We start from the raw sequence: 20,742 nt of genomic DNA on the forward strand, positions 1-20,742 counted from the left end.
CTTGAGAGCGATGGGCACCAAACTGCGCGGCCGTCGCTGCGCATCACGTCCGCGTTCGATGAAGCCGGCATCCTCAAGCACCTTGAGGTGTTTCGAGATCGTCGGTTGGCTGAGTTCGAACGGCGCCATGAGCTCGGACACTGTTGCCTCGCCCCCGGCGAGACGAGCCAGGATCGCGCGGCGCGTCGGATCAGCCAGAGCGGAGAAGGCCCTGCTCAATCGGTCGGGTTCGGAATTCATAATTGCCATACGGCTATATAGCTATATAGCAATCTATATGTCAAGGCAGTGACGGCCGACGCTCGTCGGGACGCCGCACTGAACGCCGTGGTCAGGCGAGGATCGGCATCAACCCGTGAAACACCGCTTCGAACATTTCGGTCGTCAGGCGCCCGGTGTTCGTGTTGTAGCGGGAGCAATGATAGCTGTCGGCCAGCACCAGCCCGTTCGGCAACATGTGCCGGGCCTGATGGGCGAACTTGTAGGCCGCCTGACGCAGGCCCAGCGTCGCCAGCACCTGGGTGTGGGCCAGTTGGCCGAGCGCCAGGATCGCCTTCAAACGACCGAGTGCCGCGAACTCCGCGATCAGGAACGGGCGGCAGCTTCTGATTTCCGATGGCTCCGGCTTGTTCTCCGGTGGCACGCAGCGCACGGCATTGGTGATGCGGACGTCGTCGAGCCGCAACCCATCGTCGGCCGATTGGCGATAGGTCCCATCGGCCAGGCCGAATTTCAGCAGGGTGGCGTACAGCAGGTCGCCGGCATAGTCGCCGGTAAAGGGGCGGCCGGTGCGGTTGGCGCCTTTGAGACCAGGCGCCAGTCCGACGATCAGCAGGCGCGCGTCGGCACCGAAAGACGGGACCGGCGCATTGTGCCAGTCGGGATGGGCTACGCGATGGCGCTCACGAAAGGCCACCAGTCGGGGGCAGTTCGGGCAATCTCGTCCCGGGCCGGAAAAGGGCAGGTCGGTCATTCGCGAGAACCTGGGCTAATCGTCGTCGGCCTCGTCGTCCTGGGTCGGCGCGTGATATTCCTCGCGCGGCGTATGGGCACGCATGATGCTGGGCGCCAGATCCTGCAGTTCCATGAAGGTGTCGGCCTGGCGCCGCAGTTCGTCGGCCACCATGGGCGGGTTCGAGCGGACGGTGGAGACGACCGTGACGCGCACGCCCTTGCGCTGGACAGCGTCGACCAGTCGCCGGAAATCGCCGTCGCCGGAAAACAGCACGATATGGTCGAGATGTTCTGCCATCTCCATCACGTCGATCGCCAGCTCGATATCCATGTTGCCTTTGAGTTTCCGGCGCCCGGTCGCGTCGGTGAACTCCTTGGTCGGCTTGGTGACCATGGTGTAGCCATTGTAATCCAGCCAATCGACCAGCGGACGGATCGGCGAATATTCCTGATCTTCGATCAACGCGGTGTAATAGAATGCCCGGATCAGCTGGCTGTTCTTGCGGAATACATCCAGAAGCTTCTTGTAATCGATGTCGAAACCAAGAGCGCGGGCGGCGGCGTAGAGATTCGACCCATCGATGAAGAGCCCTAGGCGCTCTTGCGGATAGAAAACCATTTTTTTAAATCCTTTTGGGCGAACGCGCCGAAAAATGCATGCGACTGAAAACATCAAATAGTCGCCACAATTATGGAATGACACGCGGTGGCGAAGCAAGTCCGGTTTTCCGTGCAACTTTGTCGATCAATATGCTCGCCGATGGTGGGCGCACCGGGTAAAGCAGGCAGGTCTGGGTAGTAATGCGAGTCGTATCCGATGATTTACGTGGCCTTGGGCGCCAATCTGCCGAGTCCCATCCACGGCCTTCCGCGCGCGACGCTGGAGGCGGCGCTGGGGGCGCTCGGGCAATCGGGCCTGCGGGTCGCCGCGCGCTCGGCCTGGTACGAGACCGCGCCGGTTCCGGTATCGGATCAGCCCTGGTACGTGAACGGCGTCGCGCGGATCGAGACCATGCTCGGGCCTGCCGACCTGCTGGAGTGCCTGCATCGAATCGAGGCGGCGTTCGGCCGGGTGCGCGAGGTGGTGAATGCACCGCGCGTACTCGATCTCGATCTGCTGGCCTGTGGCGACATGATCTCGGTCGGCTGGCCGCTGTTGCCGCACCCGCGCCTGCACGAGCGCGCGTTCGTGCTGCGGCCGCTGGCCGACGTGGCGCCCGGTTGGCGGCATCCGCTGCTCGGGCTCGATATTGCGGCCATGCTGGCTGCGATCGGGCCGGAGCAGACGACTCGTCCGTTGGTCTGAACCCACCCGCCATGAGCGGGCGACAGGGCTGCGCGGCAAGAGAAGCGGGGCCGCTATGAGGATCGTGGCATTGCACCATGGCGGCTCGCGTCGTATATCTGGCGGCTACCCATTAATTCGGCGGGCTTGATCAGAATGGCGCGTGTAACGGTTGAAGATTGCGTGACGAGAGTGCCGAACCGTTTCGAGCTCGTGCTCGTAGCGGCGCAGCGGGCGCGGGACATCGCGTCCGGCGGCCTGATCACGGTCGACCGCGACAATGACAAGAACCCGGTCGTGGCGCTGCGCGAGATCGCGGACTATACGATCGAAGTCGACGCCCTGCAGAACGCGCTCGTCACCGGCCTGCAGAAGCAGCCGGAAATCGACGAGCCGGAAGAAGACCACGATCTGTCGATCGGCGAGCAAACCTGGCCCGACGGCGCCGGCGCCGTGGCGCTCGAGGAAGAACTCAAGGACGACATGCAGTTCGTCGACGCCGAGGAAGGCGATGCCGAACTCGAGGGCGAGGCCGACGAGCTTTCGGAAGAGAAACTCGGCGGGGCCGAATTCTCCGACGAGATCTGACCGTCCCGGGCGAGCGTCAGGTCGCGTGGCACATCAGCCGGCTTTCCCGATGCGTCGCCCCATTCATGAAGCATTTCCGATGACGGCCCGGCGCTCAGCGCCGGGCCGTTCGTCCCTCGGGGCGGTGCGGCCGTGATCCGTCAGTACGATCTGGTCGAGCGGGTCAAGGCCTACGATCCCAATGCGGATGAAGACGCGCTCAACCGCGCCTACGTCTTTTCCATGCATGCCCACGGTTCGCAGAAGCGTGCATCGGGCGATCCCTATTTCTCCCATCCGGTCGAGGTCGCGGGCATCCTGGCCCAGATGAAGCTCGACTCGGCGTCGATCGTCACCGGCCTGTTGCACGACACGGTCGAAGATACGGTCGCGACGCTCGACGATATCGAGCGGCTGTTCGGTCGCGACATCTCCCGCCTGGTCGACGGCGTCACCAAGCTGTCGCGCCTGGAGCTGCAGTCGGACCAGACCAAGCAGGCGGAGAATTTCCGCAAGCTCGTGCTCGCCATGTCGGAAGACATCCGGGTGCTGGTGGTGAAGCTGGCCGACCGTCTGCACAACATGCAGACGCTCCACTACATCAAGAGCGAGGACAAGCGCCGCCGGATCGCGCGCGAGACGCTGGATATCTATGCGCCGCTCGCCGAGCGCATCGGCATCCATCGGATGAAGGACGAGTTGGAGGACCTGGCCTTCGCCGTGCTGCATCCGGAAGGCCGCGAATCGATCAAGACGCGCTTCGCCTTCCTCAAGGAACAGGGCGGCAGCCTGGTCGGCAAGGTCATCGATCAGCTGACCAAAACGCTGAACGAGGACGGCCTGCCGAACGCGACGGTGACGGGGCGTGAGAAGACGCCCTATTCGATCTGGCGCAAGATGCAGCGCAAGAACGTGGGATTCGAGCAGCTGTCCGACATCATGGCGTTCCGCGTCACGGTCGAGACGGTCGGCGAGTGCTATCAGGCGCTGGGCGTGATCCACAGCCACTATCCGGTCGTGCCCGGCCGCTTCAAAGACTATATCTCGACGCCGAAGCCGAACGATTATCGCTCGCTGCACACCGGCATCATCGGCCCGGAGCGACAGCGCATCGAGGTGCAGATCCGCACCCGCGAGATGCACGAGGTCGCCGAACTGGGCGTTGCCGCGCACTGGAGCTACAAGCAGGACGGCGGCAAGACCGAGGGGCGGCAGTATCGCTGGCTGCGGGAACTGCTCGACATCCTGGAGCACGCGTCGGGGCCGGAGGAATTCCTCGAGAACACCAAGCTCGAGATGTTCCAGGACCAGGTGTTCTGCTTCACGCCGAAGGGCGATCTCATCGCCCTGCCGCGCGGCGCCACGCCGGTCGATTTCGCCTATGCCGTCCATAGCCAGGTCGGCGACACCTGCGTCGGCGCCAAGATCAACGGCCGCATCGTGCCGCTGCGCTCGCAGCTGTCGAACGGCGACCAGGTCGACATCATCACCTCCAAGGCGCAGACGCCGTCGCCGACCTGGGAACGGTTCGTCGTCACCGGCAAGGCGCGCGCGCGGATCCGCCGCTTCATCCGAGCCCAGCAGCGCGCGCAGTATCTCAACCTCGGCAAGGAGATCCTGACCAAGGCGTTCCGCCACGAGCATCAGGACCTGTCGGAAAAGGCGCTGGACGCGGTCACCAAGAATTTCAGCGTGACCAATGTCGAGGACCTCTACGCCGCGGTCGGCGAGGGGCTGGTCACCAAGGGCGAAGTGTTGAACGCGGTCTTCCCGAACCGCGTCGAGCCCAAGACCGCCAAGATCGTGCCGCTGCCCCGGCCACGCTCCAAGTCGTCAGACAATGCGGTGCCCATCCGTGGCCTGATCCCGGGCATGGCACTGCATTACGCCGGCTGTTGCCACCCGCTGCCGGGCGACCGCATCGTCGGCATCGTCACGACGGGCAAGGGCGTCACGATCCATACGATCGATTGCGATACGCTCGAAAGTTTCGCCGATACGCCGGAACGCTGGCTCGACGTCGCGTGGGATACCGCCGACGAAGGGCAGGGCCATATCGGCCGCATTTCGGTCATGCTCGGCAACGAGCCCGGGGCGCTCGGCAACCTGACGACGGTGATCGGCAAGAATGCCGGCAACATCACCAACCTCAAGATCACCAACCGGTCCAACGACTTCTTCGAGATCCTGGTGGATATCGAGGTCAAGGACGTCAAGCACCTGACCAACCTGATCGCGGCCTTGCGCGCGATGCCGTCGATCAATTCGGTGGAACGCGCGCGCGGCTGACGCCGTTCGCCGCCTGTCCCTAGTTCGAGCGAGAACCCATGGCATCCGTCCATCAGCACCTGCGGCTCGGCGTCAACATCGACCATGTCGCGACCGTGCGGAACGCGCGCGGCGGCAGCCATCCCGACCCGGTGCGCGCCGCGCTGCTGGCGGCGAAAGCCGGTGCCGACGGCATCACCGCCCATCTGCGCGAGGATCGGCGCCACATCGTCGATGCGGACATCGAGCGGCTGATGGCGACGATTGCCCTACCGCTCAATTTCGAGATGGCAGCGACCGACGAGATGGTCGCCCTGGCGCTGCGCCACCGGCCGCACGCCGCCTGCCTGGTGCCCGAGCGGCGCGAGGAGCGCACGACCGAGGGCGGCCTCGACGTGGTGGGCGGCCAGGGCGATCTGGGGCCGAAGATCGCGCGCCTGCGCGACGCCGGCATTCGCGTTTCGCTGTTCATCGCACCGGACAAGGCCCAACTCGACATGGCCCGGCACCTGGGTGCGCCGGTCGTGGAACTGCACACCGGTCCCTATTGCCATGCGGTGGCCGGGGCCGAGCGGCAGCATGAAACCACGCGGCTGGCCGACGCCGCGACCCATGGTCATGGCCTGGGACTGGAAATCCATGCCGGCCACGGCCTCGATTTCGAGACGGTCGGCGCGGTCGCGGCACTGCCGGAAATGGCGGAACTCAACATTGGCCATTTCCTGGTGGGCGAGGCGATCTTCGTCGGGCTGGACGCGGCGATCCGCCGGATGCGGGCCGCGATGGATACGGCGCGGGGTGCACGCGCATGATGATCCTTGGCCTCGGCAACGATCTCATCGACATCCGGCGCATCGAGAAGACGCTGGAACGCTACGGCGACAAGTTCACCCAGCGCTGCTTCACGCCGGTCGAGATCGCCAAGGCCGATCGCCGGGCCCAACGCGCCGCGACCTACGCCAAGCGCTATGCCGCCAAAGAGGCCTGCTCCAAGGCGCTCGGCACCGGGTTCCGCTCAGGCGTGTTCTGGCGGGACATCGGCGTGGTCAACTTGCCGACCGGCCAGCCGACCCTGCTCCTGACCGGCGGGGCCAAGGCTCGGCTCGACGCCATGACCCCGGCCGGCATGGTGGCACAGATCCATCTGACCCTGACCGACGAGCCGCCGCTCGCCGAAGCCATGGTCATGATTGTCGCGGTCCCTGCCAGCGCTTGACGCCAGGGCTTGCCCCGCGCTTCATGACGGCCACCTTCCGGCCATCCGCCCGAATCCGATAACCCGAACCCCGCGAGCCCCGATGGCCACCGCCACCAAGAGCAAGACCAAGAACGGCGACAGCCTGTTCGAGATCATCAAGACCGTCGTCACCGTCGGCCTCGCCGTCTTGATCCTGCGGACCTTCGCCTTCGAGCCGTTCAACATCCCGTCGGGCTCGATGATCCCGACCTTGCTGATCGGCGACTATGTCTTCGTCTCGAAATATTCCTACGGATTCAGCCGCTATTCTTTCCCGCTGATCCATCCGCCGTTCTCGGGCCGGATCTTCGGCCGGGTGCCGGCGCGGGGCGACGTCGTGGTGTTCAAGCTGCCGCGCGATCCGTCGATCGACTATATCAAGCGGATCATCGGCCTGCCGGGCGACAAGATCCAGATGGTCGACGGCGTGCTGAACGTGAATGGCAAGCCGGTCGACCTGAAGCGGGCGGAGGATTTCTTCGACGACGAATACCAGCGCAACGTCGAGACGCCGCAATATACCGAGACCCTGCCGGAGGGCCGCCAGCACCCCATCCTGAAGCTGAGCAAGCCCGGCACCGGCACTTACGACAACACGCCGGTCTTCGACGTTCCGGCCGACAGCGTGTTCGCCATGGGCGACAATCGCGACAATTCGCTGGATAGCCGCGTGCCGCCGCGCAACAACGGCGTGGGTTTCGTGCCGTTGGAGAACCTGGTCGGCCGGGCCGAGTTCCGGTTCTTCTCCTACGACGACAATGTCGCGTCCTGGTGGCAGGTCTGGGAATGGCCCTGGGCGATCCGGTTCTCACGTCTGTTCACCGCGGTACGCTGAGCCGCGACGCCTGCCGCCCTTGACGCAGCCCGGTACCGGCGGCTTGATGGCCGCATGAGAAGACGCAGGAAAAGACAGGAAGGCCCGGTGGATATCCTTGGCACGGTTCTCTGGGCCGTGTTGCTGGCGCTGGTGTTCCGTAGCTTCGTCTATCAGCCGTTCTCGATCCCGTCGGGCTCGATGGTGCCGACATTGCTGGTCGGCGACTATGTCTTCGTCTCGAAATTCGCCTATGGCTTCAACCGCTATTCGCTGCCGTTCTGGGCGCCGCCCGTCGACGGTCGGCTGTTCGGTCGGCTGCCGGCGCGGGGCGACGTTGCGGTCTTCCGGCTACCGGCCGATCCCGACCAGGACTATATCAAGCGGATCGTCGGATTGCCCGGCGACCAGGTGCAGATGGTCGGCGGCGTGCTCACCATCAACGGCGAGCCGGTCAAGCGCGAGCCGATGGCCGATCTGGTGATCGACGATGGCGCGGAAAAGCTGTCGCTGCGCCGTTTCGTCGAAACTTTGCCGAATGGCGTCGCCCACGAGATCATGCAGGAGAGAGACGACGGACCGCTCGACGATACCAGCATCTATGTGGTGCCCGACGGCCATGTCTTCGCGATGGGCGACAACCGCGAGCACTCCCAGGACAGCAGGATGTTGACCAAGGTAGGCTATATCCCGCTGGAGAATCTGGTGGGGCGGGCGGATCTGCGCTTCCTGTCGATCGTGCCGCACGAAGCCTGGTGGAAGATATGGCAATGGCCGAGCCGGATCCGCTACGACCGGACGATGCGGTCCGTACGATGAGCGAGCCCGCGACGACCCCAAGCCGCCGCGTCGCGCTCGAGGCGAAGCTCGATCATCGCTTCGCCGACCCGGACCTGCTGGAAGAAGCGCTGACCCATCGCAGCGCCGCCTATGTCGCCGGCGGCCGCAAGGATCGGCGGGGCGCGCGCCGCTCGCTGGGATATGAGCGTTTGGAATTCCTGGGCGACCGGGTGCTGGGCCTGCTGGTCGCCGAAATGCTGATGACGACCTTCCCGCGCGAGGCCGAGGGCGCGCTAGCGCGCCGCCATGCCGAGCTGGTGCGCAAGGAGACCCTGGCCGCCGTTGCGGTCGAGATCGATCTTGCCGAGCATGTCATGCTGCCGCCGCTCGAAGACGGCGGCGCCCGGCACAATCCCAGCCTGCTGGCCGACGTGTGCGAGGCGATCATCGCGGCGCTCTATGTCGATGGCGGCCTCGAGACCGCCCGCCGCTTCGTTGCCGGGCGCTGGACCGATCGGATGAACGCGTCGGTGGCGCCGCCGAAGGATTCCAAGACTGCGCTGCAGGAATGGGCGCAGGGCCGCGGGCGGCCCTTGCCGGTCTACCGTCTGGTCAAGACCGACGGCCCGCCTCATCAACCGATCTTCACGGTCTCGGCTTCGGTCGAAGGCGAGGCCGAGGAACTGGCGAGCGGCGCTTCCAAGCGCCTGGCCGAAGCCGCTGCCGCCACGATATTGCTGGCCCGCATCCGCGGCGCCAAAGGAGAAGCGACATGACCGACAGCCCGACCGATCCGACGGGCGTCCCGCCGACCGAACCGGCACCCAGCGGCCCGACCAAGTGTGGCTACGTCGCCATCCTGGGCGCCCCCAACGCGGGCAAGTCGACATTGCTTAACCGCCTGGTCGGCGCCAAGCTGTCGATCGTCTCGCCCAAGGTGCAGACGACGCGCACCCGCGTGCTCGGCATCCAGGTGCTAGATGCCGCCCAGATCATCTACATCGACACGCCCGGCATCTTCCGGCCCAAGCGGCGGCTCGACCGCGCCATGGTCGCGGCCGCCTGGAGCGGGGCTGCCGATGCCGACGTGGTACTGCTGCTGGTCGATGCCGAGGACGGCCTGACCGAGGAAGTGAAGTCGATCGTCTCCGGTCTCAAGGATGCCGGCCGGCGCGCCGTGCTGGCGCTCAACAAGATCGATGCGACGCGGCACGAGAAGCTGCTGCAACTGGCGAGCGCGCTCGATCTCGAAGGGATCTTCGACCGGATCTTCATGATCTCCGGTCTGAGTGGCGACGGCGTTGCGGACGTCGAGAAGTACCTGCTGGACCGCCTGCCGCTGGGGCACTGGCTGTTTCCGGAGGATCAGCTGTCCGACGTGCCGCAGCGCCTGCTGGCGGCGGAAGTCACGCGCGAGCAGCTGTTCCTGCAGCTGCACGACGAGCTGCCGTACGAGACGACGGTCGAGACCGAGAGCTGGGAAGAGCTCAAGGACGGCAGCGTCAAGATTTCCCAGATCGTCTATGTCCAGCGTCCCAGCCAGAAGGCGATCGTGCTGGGCAAGGGCGGTCGCCAGATCAAGCGCCTGGGCGAACGCTCGCGCCTGGAATTCGAGAAGATGCTGGAGCAGAAGGTCCATCTGTTCCTGTTCGTAAAGGTGCGCGAGGACTGGGCCGAGGACCGCGAGCGCTACGCCGCGATCGGGCTCGAATTCGACCACTGATCCGGCATGGACTGGACCGATCAGGCGGTCGTGCTCGGCGCGCGCAAGCAGGGCGAGGGCAGCCTGATCGTCTCGCTGCTGACCCGCGCGCAGGGGCGGCAGCGCGGACTGGTGCGCGGCGGGGCGAAAAGCCGCCAGCGCGGCGCCTACGAGCCCGGCACCCTGGTCACGGCGACCTGGCGTGCCCGGCTCGAGGAACATCTGGGGCATCTGCAGATCGACCCCGGCACCAGCTATGTCGCCGGACTGCTCGACGATCCGCTGCGGCTCGGCTGCCTCGAAGCCACGGTCGCGCTGATCGAACTCACCCTGCCGGAACGCGAGCCCCATCCGACCGCCTTCGACGGGCTGGTGCGGCTGCTGGGCCATCTCGACCGCGACGATGGCTATGCCGCCGCCCATCTCGCCTGGGAGATCGCGTTGCTGACCGAGCTCGGCTACGGGCTCGATCTGTCCGCCTGCGCCGTCACGGGAACGACGGAGGATCTTGCGTGGGTTTCGCCGCGCACCGGCCGCGCGGTCAGCAAGGCGGCGGGCTTCGCCTATCGTGACAAGCTGCTGGTGCTGCCGCGCGCGCTGGGGGGAATCGGGCGCGAGGGATCGGCCGTCGAAGACCTGCTCGACGGGTTGGCGCTGACCGCGAGCTTTCTCGAACGACAGGCGCTCGCCCCGCGCGGCCAGAGTCTGCCACCGGCCCGCACACGATATGTTGACCGACTCGGGCGGCTCGTGGCCATATCTCGTGGAACATCGAGTTAGGGCAGCTCAAGTCCGTCATCCCCGCGAAGGCGGGGATCCAGCATTACGCGCGGCAGCGCGGAAAAGCGTCACGTCGCCGCAGACGCGGCTCTTGCCGGATTCCCACCTGCGCGGCAATGACGGATAAAAAGGCGGCCGTAGCTCAAGGTCTGATTCGAATACAAGAGCACCCATGGCCTCGACCTCTCTCGCCGGCGAAATTCGCGATACCGAACTGCACGACGCCCTGTCGGAGCGCTACCTGTCCTATGCGCTGTCGACCATCATGGCGCGCTCGCTGCCGGACGTGCGCGATGGGCTGAAACCGGTGCATCGCCGGATCCTGTGGGCGATGCGGCAGCTGAAGCTCGACCCCGGGTCCGGCTACAAGAAATGCGCGCGCGTCGTCGGCGATGTCATCGGTAAGTACCATCCCCATGGCGACGCCTCGATCTACGAGGCGCTGGTGCGCTTGGCCCAGGATTTCGCGGTGCGCTATCCGCTGATCGACGGGCAGGGCAATTTCGGCAATGTCGATGGCGATAACGCCGCGGCGATGCGCTACACGGAAAGCCGCCTGACCACGGTCGCCCGCGCGCTGATGGACGGCATCGAGAACGATACGGTCGATTTCCGCGACACTTACGACGGCGAGGGCGAAGAGCCGGTCGTGCTGCCGTCGCGCTTTCCGAACCTGCTGGCGAACGGCGCCACCGGCATCGCCGTCGGCATGGCGACCAGCATCCCGCCACACAATGTCGGCGAGCTGTGCGACGCCATGCGAATGATGATCGCCGAGCCCGACTGCTCGATCGACAGGTTGGCGATCGCGGTCCATGGCCCGGATTTTCCGACCGGCGGCGTGCTGGTCGAGACGCCGGAGAACATCCGGCAGGCCTATGCGACCGGCCGCGGCAGCTTCCGCCTGCGCGCGCGCTGGGAAAAGGAGCCGCTGCCGCTCGGCGCCTACCAGATCGTCGTCACCGAGATCCCCTACATGGTGCCGAAGGCCCGGCTGATCGAGAAGATCGCCGAGCTGCTGGAGGAGAAGAAGCTGCCCTTGCTGGCCGACATCCGTGAGGAATCTGCCGAACAGATCCGCCTGGTGTTCGAGCCCAAGACGCGCAACGTCGACCCCGACGTGCTGATGGAATCCCTGTTCCGCTCGACCGACCTCGAAGTCCGCATCCCGCTCAACCTCAACGTCCTCGATTCCAAGGGCGTGCCGCGGGTCATGAGCCTGAAGGATGCGTTGCGCGAATTCCTCGACCACCGCCTGGTCGTGCTGGAACGCCGTTCGCGCAACCGCCTCGACGAGATCAGCCGGCGCATGGAGATCCTGCGCGGCCAGATGGTCGTCTACCTGAACGTCGACGAGGTCATCAGGATCATCCGCGAGGCCGATGCACCGAAGCCAGCGCTGATCGAACGGTTCGACCTGACCGACCTGCAGGCCGAAGCGATCCTGAACCTGCGCCTGCGCGCCCTGCACAAGCTGGAACAGATCGCGATCCAGAAAGAACTGGACGAGCTGGCGGACGAGGCGACCGGCATCGAGACCCTGCTGGCCGACGAAGGCCTGCGCTGGCGGGCGATCGACCAGGAAGTGGTCGAGATCAACGAGGAATTCGGGCGGCAGACCGAGCTCGGCAAGCGTCGGACCGAACTGGGCGGTGCGCCGTCCGCGATCATCGTGCCGGTCCATGCGCTGGTCGAGCGCGAGCCGGTCACCGTGCTGTGTTCCGACAAGGGCTGGATCCGCGCGGTCAAGGGCCACAACGTGCCGCTGGCCGACCAGCGCTACAAGGAGGGCGACGGGCCGCGCTTCGCGCTCGAGACCCAGACGACCGACCGGCTGCTGATCTTCGCGTCGAACGGCCGCTTCTTCACGCTCGGCATCGACAAGCTGCCCGGCGGCCGGGGCCATGGCGAGCCGCTGAAGCTGATGATCGACTTGCCGAACGATGCCGAGATCATGGCGCTGCGGGTCTATAAGCCTGGCGAGAAGATGATGCTGGTCTCGACCGACGGTCGCGGCTTCATCGTCAACCAGGACGAGGCGCAGGCCCAGACGCGCGCCGGCAAGCAGGTGATGAACCCGGCGGACAAGGTGACGGCCCGTTTCTGCCTGCCGTTCACCGGCGACGGGCTGGCGCTGGTCGGCGACAATCGGAAACTGCTGGTGCTGCCGCTGGCCGACATCCCGGAAATGATGCGGGGGCGCGGCGTCGTTCTGCAGAAATACAAGGATGGCGGGTTGGCCGACGCCAAGATCATCAACCTGGCCGAAGGGCTGAGCTGGCCGTCGGGTTCGCGCATGCGGAGCGAACCCGACCTCACCGCCTGGAAGACCGGCCGCGGCTCGTCTGGCCGCATGGTCCCGAACGGCTTCCCGCGGCCGACGCGGTTCGAGGGCTGAGGCCCGCGCTCAGACGCAGAGGTTGAACGCGACAGAGATGCGGACGGCATCGCCCGTGTAGGGTTGCACGGCATGGAATAGCCAGGCCGGGAACAGCACCATGTTTCCGGTCTTCGGCTGGAACGTCTCCGACCCGCCGGCGGTCAGGCAGCCCTTGATGCCCATGCGCACGAGCGGCGCGTACATCATGGGCGTCACGCCGCGCGGATCCATCAGCTCCAGCGCGCCGCCGACCTCGACCCCGCCATCGTCGACGTAATAGACCCCCGACCAATAGGCGCCGGCATGGGTATGCATGTCGTTGGTGTTGCCGGCGCGGTTGATATTGGCCCAGGCGTTCGTCTTCCATGCAAACGCCGCGGGGGCGAACCCGTCGGCGGTCTGCACCGCGCTGATCTTGGTCGCGACCTCGCCGGCGAGCGCCAGCATCGCCGCGCCGTCCGGACCCGCCCATTCGGTGAAATCCGTATCCGACTGCCAGCCGCCGCGGTTGCTCTTCAGCACCGAGGGATGGCTTTCGGCCTGGGCCAGGATGCGCGCCTTGAGCCGATCGTTGGCGCCATCGTCGCTGCCCAGCAGCAGCACGACGAGGGGCGTCGGGAACAGCGAGTTGATGTCGAGGTTCTGCGTGACGAACGGCATGAGGAAATCCGATCCGGCGATGATCTGCCGAGCCTAGGCGGCCATGGTTAACGGGAACCTAAGCCGCTGCTGCTGACGAGCATTGACGATCTCCACGCCGCTCGATACCATTCCTAAATACCGGATAGTAGTCTGGTATTTCGGACAATCGACGCTGCACATTTTCCGCGAAGGGGCAGGGCCGGCGTCGCGCATCAGGCTTCCTCAGCATTTTCCCTGCATCGAGCCCTATCAGAAGACGGTCGACAGTGGAGGATGACTCATGGCACCGAACGACAAGAATGACTCCGAACCCGGCTTTTCCCGGCGCAGCCTGCTCATGGGCGCTACGGCGATGACCGCCGTTGGCCTGGTTCCGAAGGCGCTCGCGGCAACCGTCGCAGCGCAGGGCGGCGGCGGGGTTCTGGCCTATGCCGGCTGCTACACGCCGAACGGCGGCGGCATCTATCAGTTCAGGATCAATCTCGCCACCGGGGCGCTAACCCAGGCGAACCTGTTTCCCGGCGTGCCCAACCCGTCCTGGATCACTTTTGGTCTGGGCGGCACCACGCTCTACGCCACCAATGAGATCGATAATTACAACGGCACGACCAGCGGCTCGGTCAGCGCCTTCCGCATCGATCGCTCGACCGGGACGCTCACGGCGCTGAACGTGGTGAGCTCCGAGGGCGGGGCACCGGTGTATCTGAACCCGCATCCCTCGGGCAAATTCCTGTTCGTCGCCAACTATGACGGCGGCTCGATCGCGGTTCTGCCGATCCGCTCCGACGGTAGCCTGGGTGCGGCGACCGACGTCAAGCTCGACACCGGCAATGTCGGGCCGACCACGCCGACCGGCGCGCCGCCGGGCAGCTTCGCCAACAGCGGGCACGATGCGCCCCACGCCCATTTCATCCATAGCGATCCGTCCGGCCGCTTCGTCCTGCATGTCGACCTCGGCCAGGATCGGATCTATTCCTGGCGGTTCAACGCGACCGCCGGCACCCTGTCGCCGGCCGCCGTGCCGTTCGTCGCCGTGGCACCGGGCGCAGGCCCGCGCCACCTGGCCTTTCATCCCAATGGTCGCCTCGTCTATCTGCTGACCGAGGAAAGCTCGACGCTGTCGACCTATGCTTATAACGGCAATACCGGCGCCCTGACCCTGCTGCAGACCGTCTCTGCCCTGCCGCGCGGCTTCGCCGGCACCAGCTACGGTTCGGAAGTGGCGCTGTCTGCCGACGGTCGCTTCCTCTATGCCGCCAATCGCCTGCACGACAGCATCGCCACCTTCGCGATCGATGGCGCGGGCGGCTTGACCCTGGTCGGCCATACCCCGACCATGGGCGATTATCCCCGCAGCTTCGCGATCGATCCGACGGGGAATTTCTTCTACGCCACCAACCAGCACAGCGATGCGATCACGGTCTTCAAGATCGATCGGACGACCGGTCAGCCGGCCTTCACCGGCCAGTACGTGCCGATCGGCAGCCCCGCCCGGTTGGCCTTTCTGATCTAGCGCGAGCGAGGCGGGCGATCGGATGGATCGCCCGCCCTTCTTCGTCAGGCCAGCGGGATCGACTGGCTGTGATGGAAGCGGTTGTTGGGATCCCAGACCTGCTTCGCCTGGATCAGCCGCGGCAGGTTGCCGCCGTAATAGAGCCGCAGCGCCGTCGCCTTGCCATGGGCGTTCAGGTCGACGTCCGGATAGTTGACGTAGCAGCCGTCGACATTGTTGGTCGGATCCTTGGCGGGGTCGGGGATGCCGCCATAGGCCCCATACATCTCGCCGTAGAAATCACGGATCCAGGCGATGTGATTGTCGCCGTTGGCGCTCGGTCCCTCCGTCTGGTCCTGCCAGTAGGTCTGGTATTGCAGCTTGAAGATCGAGCTCCGCTGCCACACCGCGGTCGCCGTCGGCGCCACGGCGTTGATCTGACCGGCATAGGTATCGACCTGGAGGAGCGAGGACGAGAGGTCGACCGGATTGCCCGACCCGTCGGTGCGGCTTTGGGTCAGGTATTTATAGATGGTCTGGACTTGGCTCGTCGGGAAGCCGGCACGCATGTAAGCGGACTTGTACTTGCCCTTCTGGTTGTCGCCGGAGCCGTTCAGGTCCTGCACGACCTCCCACCACCGATAGTCGACATAGGCCGCGGAGCTGGGGGCCGAGACCGGATGGCCGATGATCGCGCCGCGCGGCTGCACGACATTCGCGACGCCATGTTTCGCGAGCATGCTGTTGATCTGCGGCATGACCGTGGCCGAGCCGATCGGGCCGTCGTAGTTCGCCTGGATGATGATCTTCACCTGGCCGGCGCTCGAATGATTGAGTTTGAGCAGGCCGAAGATGCTGTTGCCGCCGGTCTGGGTCAGGTCCTGGAAATAGCTGATGATGCCGCCCAGGTACGAAGCCCCGCCGCCGGCGATGATGTCGGACCAGTTCCAGGCCAGCACGATCAACTCGGCATTCTGCGGCGCGGTCGGCAGATCGGCGAACTCGTACCGGGTGATCAGGCCGAAGTTGCCGCCGCCGCCGCCGGTATGGGCCCAATGGAGCAGCCGGTCGTTGGGATCGCTGCTCTGGTTGGTGACATGGCGCAGCTGGACGCTGTCGCCCTTGCCGATGGTCGCGACCTCAACGCCGGTCAGCCAGTCGACGGTCAGGCCGAACGCGCGGGACATCAGGCCGTAGCCGCCGCCGCAGATATGGCCGCCGAGCCCGACCGAATAGCAGGAGCCGGCCGGAAGCGTCTTGCCGAACTGCCAGTAGAGATGCCGATAGAGGTCCCAGTTCGTGCCGCCGGCCTGGGCGAAATAGGTGCCGCGCTTCTGGTCGTAGCCAATCTGGTTCAGCAGGCTGACGTCGATGATTGCGCGGGTGTCGGCGTTGAAGACGAAATCCTCGTAGCAGTGGCCGCCGCCGCGGACCCGGAAATTCTGCGCCCAGCCGCCGGACACCACATTGGCCAGCGCCTCGGCCGCGCCGGCCTCGGTCAAGGGCACGAATACGACGGCGGCGTTGGGTGCGACCCAGCGGCGATTGAAGCCCTGGGTCAATCCGCGGAACTGGGTGCTCGACGGGTCCAGGATCAAGAGATCCGTCCCGGCCGAGCCGCCCGCGGCCGTCACGAGATCGGCCTTCGCCTGCGCTTCAGCCTTGCCGGTCAGGGCCAGCAGGCCGGCCATGGTTCCGGCGGTCGCGGCGCCGGCCTTCAGGAAATTACGTCGTTCCATCTCGGGGTTCCTCCTGGTGCAGTTCCTCCTTCACGCCACGCGGGCGCAGGGGTTCGAATGTTCCCGTCGAATGAAGGCACAACTCTGGAGCGACGCGGTCCGGTCACAGGCGCGTTGAGAAGACAGGACGCGCGCGTTTTTATCGCTGCATCTGCAAATAATTTAGGCGACCGAGGCGCGTTTTCCTCGGACTTGATCCGAAGAAGCCCATTTGTCTGATATACCAGACCAAAGTCTCGTATAGCGGATGACGGGAAGAATAGATCGATCGCCCGAAGGTTGCAATGGAATTGATGGAAATCGGGAAGAGACCGCTAGCTTGAGCGGCGTCGTTCGGCGCGCGCCCGCGCCTTGGCGCGGCTGCCGCACACTTCCATCTCGCACCAGACCCGGATGCCATTCTTGCTGCGGTCCAGGAACAGCCAGCCGCACTCATGGCCGGGACATTGCTTGAGACGGTCGAGCGGCTCGCTGAGGAGCACATGGGCGGCCGAGCGGGCGACCGGCCCCAGGGGTCCGTCGGGTGCGCCATCGACAGCCGGATAGCGCCAGGCAAATCCCTCGGCAGCCCGGGTCAGGCTCTGGCCGCGATGGCTGGCGGCGAGCGCCGCGTTCAAGCCCGCAAGCGCACTGGTCGGCGGGTCTTCTCCATGTGCCAGGGCATGGAACAGGGAATAGAGCGTGCGGCGGAGCTCCAGCGCCCTGTCGAGGGCGGCGCGCGCCGCCGCGGGGTCTTCCTCGGCCAGCGCGCGCAGGACCTCGGAGTCGGCGGCGGTGATCCCGCCCGCATGGACCGTCCACAGCAGCAGATGCTCGAACTCGAGCAGGTGCTCCTGGCAATGCCCGCTGCCGAGCCCGCTGGTCGTGTTGCAGAAATCGAGCGCCAAGGCGCCCCCGACCAGGGGCAGGCGGCCGGCTCGGGAAACAAAGCCACCGTCACTCATCGAGAATGACTCCACCAAAAAGCATTTTGGTGGTTATAACGGATTGTCGGGTGGGGATCCGGCGAAACAGGGAGGCAGGCATGAAGCGAAGTATACTCGTGGTGGCGGGGCTCGTCGCCGCGCTCGCGGCAGGAACCGCGCGAGCGGACATCAAGATCGCGGTCGCAGGGCCGTTGACCGGACAGTATGCCGCGTTCGGCGACCAGATGAAAATCGGTGCGCTCGCGGCGGTCGACGCCCTTAACGCCGCCGGCGGCGTACTGGGCCAGAAACTGGTGATCGAGCAGGGAGACGACGCGTGCGATCCGAAGCAAGCGGTCGCCGTCGCCAATCAGCTGGTCTCGAAAGGCGTCGTCGCGATCTTGGGTCACTATTGCTCCGGCTCGTCCATCCCAGCCTCGGCGGTCTATGAAGAGGCGGGCATCATCGAGATTTCGCCGGCCTCGACCAATCCGAAATTCACCGACGACGGCAAGTTCAACACCTTCCGCACTTGCGGCCGGGACGATCAGCAGGGCATCGTCGCCGGCGACTACATCGCCGCCCATTTCAAGGGCAAGAAGATCGCGCTCCTGAACGACAAGAGTTCCTATGGCCTCGGTCTCGCCCAGGAAACCCAGAAGCGCCTGAAGGCGCTCGGCATCGAGCCGACGATGAACGAATCCTACACCGCCGGCGACCGGGATTATACGGCGCTCGTCACCAAGATGAAGCAGGCCAACATCGACCTGATCTATCTGGGCGGCTATCACACCGAGGCCGGCCTGATCCTGCGCCAGGCGCGCGAGCAAGGATTGCAGGCCAAGATGATGTCCGGCGACGCCATGGTCACCCAGGAATTCTGGTCCATCGCCGGCCCGGCCGGCGAGGGCATGATGATGACCTTCAGCCCCGATCCGCGCAAATCGCAGGCAGCGGCCAAGGTGGTCGCCGACTTCAAGGCGAAGAAGATCGATCCCGAAGGTTACGTGCTCTACACCTACGGCGCCCTGCAGGCTTGGGCCCAGGCGGTCACCAAGGCCGGCACGACCGACGGCAAGAAGGTCGCAGCCGCACTGAAGGCCAACAAGGCCGACACGGTGCTGGGCATGATCGGCTTCGATGCCAAGGGCGATGTGACTGCGCCGGGCTATGTCGTCTATCGCTGGCACGAAGGCAATTACGACTACGCGGTCGACTGAGCGACCTGGGGGAGCCCTCATGGGCTCCCCTTTTCAATCGTTCAGCTTCAGCAGGTCCCAGCGGTTGCCGTACAGGTCCTCGAACACCGCGACGGTGCCGTAGGCCTCGTGGCGCGGCGCCTCGTGGAACTGCACGCCGTTGGCTTGCAGGCGCTTGTAGTCCCGTTGGAAATCCTCGGTATGCAGGAACAGGAACACGCGGCCACCGGTCTGGTCGCCGATCCGTGCCGCTTGCGCCGGAGTGACTGCTCTCGCCAGCAGCAGACGGGTTTCGCCGCTGCCCGGCGGGGCCATCAGGACCCAGCGCTTGCCGGCACCGAGCGGCGTGTCCTCGACCAGTTCGAAGCCGAGCTTGTCGCGGTAGAAGGCGATCGCCTCGTCATAGTCGCGGACCACGAGGGCGATCGCACCGATATGCTGCGTCAAATGCAGCGGCCGCCGTCGACCTCGAGCGCCACGCCCGTGATGAACGAGCCCTCGTCGGATGCCAGATAGAGCGCCGCATTGGCGATGTCCTGCGGCGTCGACAGCCGGCCGAGCGGCACACTCTGGCGGAATTTCTCGCGCAACTCCGGCGTGTCCCCACCCATGAACTGGCCCAGCAGCGGTGTCTCGCCCGCGACCGGGCACAGCGCGTTGACCCGGATGTTCTCCGGTGCGAGTTCGATCGCCATCGCCTTGGTCAGCGAGATCGCCGCCCCTTTGGAGCCATTGTACCAGGCGAGGCCGGGGCGGGGCCTGAGACCGGCGGTCGATGCGGTGTTGACGAACACGCCGCCGGTGCCCTGCCGCCGGAACACCGGCAGAACATGGCGCGCCGCCAGATAGATCGATTTGACGTTGACCGCGAAGATCCGGTCGAACTCGACTTCCTCGACCTCGAGCATCGGCCGGTTCAGGTGGGTGATGCCGGCATTGTTGATCATGATGTCGATGCGGCCGTGATAGTCGAGCGCCGCCGCGACCAGGCCGGCGACGGACGCGTCGGACGCCACGTCGGTCTGGTGAAAGCACGCGGTCGCCGGGCGATGTTTCTCGTCGATCTCGGCACAGACGCGCATGCCGCCGTCCACCGCGATGTCGGCGATCACCAGCCGGGCGCCTTCGTCGGCGAACCGCTTGGCGATACCCTCGCCGAACCCCGAGCCGCCGCCGGTGACGATGGCGACCTTGTCTTTCAACCGCATACCGCTTCCTCCGCTCGTTTCGTATGAGTATGGAGGCTTCCGTGCGTTTGTTGAAGCGGCCGGATCAGTCCGTGACAAACGCCGCCCAGCCGGTCGGGCCCAACGCCTCGAGCGGCTGGAAGCGGGTCTTGTAGGCCATCTTGCGGCTACCGGCGATCCAATAGCCCAGATAGACATAGGGCCGGCCCAAGTCGCGGGCCCGTTCGATCAGGGCCACGACCAGCCAGGTGCCGAGGCTGCGCTTGGGCTGGTCGGGATCGTAGAAGCTGTAGACGGCCGAGGCGCCGTCGTCGAGATCGTCGGTCAGGCAGACGCCGACCAGGCGCCCCGCCCGGTCGCGCAAGGTGACGAGCCTGGTCGAAACCGGGCTGCCTTCGATCATGGCGCGGTAGTCGCCGAAGCCCATGTTGGCCATGTCGCTTTCGGCATGGCGGGCGAACTGGTACCGGGTGAACAGCCGGTATTGCTCGACGGTCCCAGCGGCCTCGACGGTCTCGATGGCAAGATCGGCGTTCTGCGCCTCCAGGCGCCGGATCGAGCGGCCCGGCACGAAGCCCGCGACCGCGACCCGCACCGGAACGCAGGCGGTGCAGGCGGGGCAGGCCGGCCGGTACGCCAACTGGTGGGAGCGACGGAAGCCGGCGCGCGACAGATCATTATACAGGACCTGCGGCGCCGGGCCGTTCAGTTCGGTGATCACCTTGCGCTCGACGAACCCGTCCAGATACGGGCAGGGCTGCGAACTCGTCCGATAGAAATGATGCAGCGGCGAGACGAGCGGCTTGTTCAT

The 20,742-nt window shown here is 65.6% G+C and carries 22 protein-coding genes; 13 read left to right on the plus strand and 9 right to left on the minus strand.

The window, feature by feature from the left end; all coding sequences use genetic code 11:
• The 3 genes from VGV37_RS26095 to VGV37_RS26105 form a co-directional block, all read right to left on the minus strand.
• Window positions 1-249: metalloregulator ArsR/SmtB family transcription factor (locus tag VGV37_RS26095; RefSeq protein WP_326882730.1), on the minus strand; the 249-nt coding region annotated here is incomplete at its 3' end.
• An 82-nt stretch (window positions 250-331) separates the two neighbouring features.
• Window positions 332-973 carry a uracil-DNA glycosylase gene (locus VGV37_RS26100; RefSeq protein WP_326882731.1) on the minus strand — a complete coding sequence of 214 codons (642 nt, stop codon included), beginning with the start codon at window positions 971-973 and terminating at the stop codon, window positions 332-334.
• A 15-nt stretch (window positions 974-988) separates the two neighbouring features.
• Complete coding sequence (locus tag VGV37_RS26105) at window positions 989-1,573, minus strand: NYN domain-containing protein (RefSeq protein ID WP_326882732.1); 585 nt, start codon at window positions 1,571-1,573, stop codon at window positions 989-991.
• Between the two features lie 198 nt (window positions 1,574-1,771).
• Here VGV37_RS26105 and folK point away from each other — a divergent pair, with 198 nt between their 5' ends.
• The 11 genes from folK (at window position 1,772) to parC (ending at window position 12,785) form a co-directional block, all read left to right on the plus strand.
• On the plus strand, window positions 1,772-2,260 hold the full coding sequence (folK, locus tag VGV37_RS26110) for a 2-amino-4-hydroxy-6-hydroxymethyldihydropteridine diphosphokinase (RefSeq protein ID WP_326882733.1): 489 nt from the start codon (window positions 1,772-1,774) through the stop codon (window positions 2,258-2,260).
• Between the two features lie 135 nt (window positions 2,261-2,395).
• Window positions 2,396-2,827 (plus strand): DNA-directed RNA polymerase subunit omega, encoded by a 432-nt coding sequence (gene rpoZ, locus VGV37_RS26115; protein WP_326882734.1) that lies wholly within the window; start codon window positions 2,396-2,398, stop codon window positions 2,825-2,827.
• A 132-nt stretch (window positions 2,828-2,959) separates the two neighbouring features.
• On the plus strand, window positions 2,960-5,095 hold the full coding sequence (locus VGV37_RS26120; RefSeq protein ID WP_326882735.1) for a bifunctional (p)ppGpp synthetase/guanosine-3',5'-bis(diphosphate) 3'-pyrophosphohydrolase: 2,136 nt from the start codon (window positions 2,960-2,962) through the stop codon (window positions 5,093-5,095).
• 38 nt (window positions 5,096-5,133) lie between these two features.
• Window positions 5,134-5,886, plus strand: coding sequence for a pyridoxine 5'-phosphate synthase (locus VGV37_RS26125; protein WP_326882736.1), 753 nt, complete (start codon window positions 5,134-5,136; stop codon window positions 5,884-5,886).
• Entirely contained in the window at window positions 5,886-6,290 is a 405-nt protein-coding gene (gene acpS / locus VGV37_RS26130; protein WP_326882786.1) for a holo-ACP synthase, read from the plus strand. Before VGV37_RS26125 ends, acpS begins: the two co-directional genes overlap by 1 nt.
• Before the next feature lie 82 nt (window positions 6,291-6,372).
• A complete protein-coding gene (gene lepB, locus VGV37_RS26135; RefSeq protein ID WP_326882737.1) occupies window positions 6,373-7,146 on the plus strand; it encodes a signal peptidase I in 774 nt (257 codons plus the stop codon).
• A gap of 87 nt (window positions 7,147-7,233) precedes the next feature.
• Window positions 7,234-7,944 carry a signal peptidase I gene (gene lepB / locus VGV37_RS26140; RefSeq protein WP_326882738.1) on the plus strand — a complete coding sequence of 237 codons (711 nt, stop codon included), beginning with the start codon at window positions 7,234-7,236 and terminating at the stop codon, window positions 7,942-7,944.
• Entirely contained in the window at window positions 7,941-8,681 is a 741-nt protein-coding gene (rnc, locus tag VGV37_RS26145; protein ID WP_326882739.1) for a ribonuclease III, read from the plus strand. Before lepB (VGV37_RS26140) ends, rnc begins: the two co-directional genes overlap by 4 nt.
• Window positions 8,678-9,628, plus strand: a complete 951-nt coding sequence (era, locus tag VGV37_RS26150) for a GTPase Era (RefSeq protein ID WP_326882740.1) — start codon at window positions 8,678-8,680, stop codon at window positions 9,626-9,628. The genes rnc and era overlap by 4 nt, the downstream gene beginning before the upstream one ends.
• A gap of 6 nt (window positions 9,629-9,634) precedes the next feature.
• Complete coding sequence (gene recO, locus VGV37_RS26155; protein ID WP_326882741.1) at window positions 9,635-10,387, plus strand: DNA repair protein RecO; 753 nt, start codon at window positions 9,635-9,637, stop codon at window positions 10,385-10,387.
• Window positions 10,388-10,559: 172 nt separating this feature from the next.
• A complete protein-coding gene (parC, locus tag VGV37_RS26160) occupies window positions 10,560-12,785 on the plus strand; it encodes a DNA topoisomerase IV subunit A (RefSeq protein ID WP_326882742.1) in 2,226 nt (741 codons plus the stop codon).
• A gap of 9 nt (window positions 12,786-12,794) precedes the next feature.
• Here parC and VGV37_RS26165 read toward each other — a convergent pair whose 3' ends face one another.
• A complete protein-coding gene (locus VGV37_RS26165) occupies window positions 12,795-13,427 on the minus strand; it encodes a 2OG-Fe(II) oxygenase family protein (protein WP_326882743.1) in 633 nt (210 codons plus the stop codon).
• 262 nt (window positions 13,428-13,689) lie between these two features.
• On the opposite strand from VGV37_RS26165, the gene VGV37_RS26170 reads away from it, so the two are divergent.
• Window positions 13,690-14,922 carry a lactonase family protein gene (locus VGV37_RS26170; protein ID WP_326882744.1) on the plus strand — a complete coding sequence of 411 codons (1,233 nt, stop codon included), beginning with the start codon at window positions 13,690-13,692 and terminating at the stop codon, window positions 14,920-14,922.
• A gap of 44 nt (window positions 14,923-14,966) precedes the next feature.
• On the opposite strand, the gene VGV37_RS26175 is transcribed toward VGV37_RS26170, so the two are convergent.
• Window positions 14,967-16,640 (minus strand): BBE domain-containing protein, encoded by a 1,674-nt coding sequence (locus tag VGV37_RS26175; protein ID WP_326882745.1) that lies wholly within the window; start codon window positions 16,638-16,640, stop codon window positions 14,967-14,969.
• Window positions 16,641-16,954: 314 nt separating this feature from the next.
• Complete coding sequence (locus VGV37_RS26180) at window positions 16,955-17,584, minus strand: CGNR zinc finger domain-containing protein (protein ID WP_326882747.1); 630 nt, start codon at window positions 17,582-17,584, stop codon at window positions 16,955-16,957.
• Window positions 17,585-17,664: 80 nt separating this feature from the next.
• Between VGV37_RS26180 and VGV37_RS26185 the strand changes: the two genes are divergently transcribed.
• A complete protein-coding gene (locus VGV37_RS26185; RefSeq protein WP_326882749.1) occupies window positions 17,665-18,765 on the plus strand; it encodes a branched-chain amino acid ABC transporter substrate-binding protein in 1,101 nt (366 codons plus the stop codon).
• 33 nt (window positions 18,766-18,798) lie between these two features.
• On the opposite strand, the gene VGV37_RS26190 is transcribed toward VGV37_RS26185, so the two are convergent.
• The 3 genes from VGV37_RS26190 to VGV37_RS26200 all read right to left on the minus strand — a co-directional run bounded on the left by VGV37_RS26190 (window position 18,799) and on the right by VGV37_RS26200 (window position 20,742).
• Complete coding sequence (locus tag VGV37_RS26190) at window positions 18,799-19,191, minus strand: VOC family protein (protein ID WP_326882750.1); 393 nt, start codon at window positions 19,189-19,191, stop codon at window positions 18,799-18,801.
• Complete coding sequence (locus tag VGV37_RS26195) at window positions 19,188-19,952, minus strand: glucose 1-dehydrogenase (RefSeq protein WP_326882751.1); 765 nt, start codon at window positions 19,950-19,952, stop codon at window positions 19,188-19,190. Before VGV37_RS26195 ends, VGV37_RS26190 begins: the two co-directional genes overlap by 4 nt.
• Window positions 19,953-20,016: 64 nt before the next feature.
• Entirely contained in the window at window positions 20,017-20,742 is a 726-nt protein-coding gene (locus VGV37_RS26200; protein ID WP_326882752.1) for an arginyltransferase, read from the minus strand.

The sequence above is a fragment of the Aliidongia sp. genome (assembly GCF_035943795.1).
Taxonomy (GTDB): domain Bacteria; phylum Pseudomonadota; class Alphaproteobacteria; order ATCC43930; family CGMCC-115725; genus Aliidongia.

Coding starts and splice junctions, on each gene's coding strand:
- VGV37_RS26100 (WP_326882731.1), bottom strand. CDS start 973: ATGACCGACCTGCCCTTTTCCGGCCCGGGACGAGATTGCCCGAACTGC.
- VGV37_RS26105 (WP_326882732.1), bottom strand. CDS start 1,573: ATGGTTTTCTATCCGCAAGAGCGCCTAGGGCTCTTCATCGATGGGTCG.
- folK (WP_326882733.1), top strand. CDS start 1,772: ATGATTTACGTGGCCTTGGGCGCCAATCTGCCGAGTCCCATCCACGGC.
- rpoZ (WP_326882734.1), top strand. CDS start 2,396: ATGGCGCGTGTAACGGTTGAAGATTGCGTGACGAGAGTGCCGAACCGT.
- VGV37_RS26125 (WP_326882736.1), top strand. CDS start 5,134: ATGGCATCCGTCCATCAGCACCTGCGGCTCGGCGTCAACATCGACCAT.
- acpS (WP_326882786.1), top strand. CDS start 5,886: ATGATCCTTGGCCTCGGCAACGATCTCATCGACATCCGGCGCATCGAG.
- lepB (WP_326882737.1), top strand. CDS start 6,373: ATGGCCACCGCCACCAAGAGCAAGACCAAGAACGGCGACAGCCTGTTC.
- rnc (WP_326882739.1), top strand. CDS start 7,941: ATGAGCGAGCCCGCGACGACCCCAAGCCGCCGCGTCGCGCTCGAGGCG.
- era (WP_326882740.1), top strand. CDS start 8,678: ATGACCGACAGCCCGACCGATCCGACGGGCGTCCCGCCGACCGAACCG.
- recO (WP_326882741.1), top strand. CDS start 9,635: ATGGACTGGACCGATCAGGCGGTCGTGCTCGGCGCGCGCAAGCAGGGC.
- parC (WP_326882742.1), top strand. CDS start 10,560: ATGGCCTCGACCTCTCTCGCCGGCGAAATTCGCGATACCGAACTGCAC.
- VGV37_RS26165 (WP_326882743.1), bottom strand. CDS start 13,427: ATGCCGTTCGTCACGCAGAACCTCGACATCAACTCGCTGTTCCCGACG.
- VGV37_RS26170 (WP_326882744.1), top strand. CDS start 13,690: ATGGCACCGAACGACAAGAATGACTCCGAACCCGGCTTTTCCCGGCGC.
- VGV37_RS26175 (WP_326882745.1), bottom strand. CDS start 16,640: ATGGAACGACGTAATTTCCTGAAGGCCGGCGCCGCGACCGCCGGAACC.
- VGV37_RS26180 (WP_326882747.1), bottom strand. CDS start 17,584: ATGAGTGACGGTGGCTTTGTTTCCCGAGCCGGCCGCCTGCCCCTGGTC.
- VGV37_RS26185 (WP_326882749.1), top strand. CDS start 17,665: ATGAAGCGAAGTATACTCGTGGTGGCGGGGCTCGTCGCCGCGCTCGCG.
- VGV37_RS26195 (WP_326882751.1), bottom strand. CDS start 19,952: ATGCGGTTGAAAGACAAGGTCGCCATCGTCACCGGCGGCGGCTCGGGG.
- VGV37_RS26200 (WP_326882752.1), bottom strand. CDS start 20,742: ATGAACAAGCCGCTCGTCTCGCCGCTGCATCATTTCTATCGGACGAGT.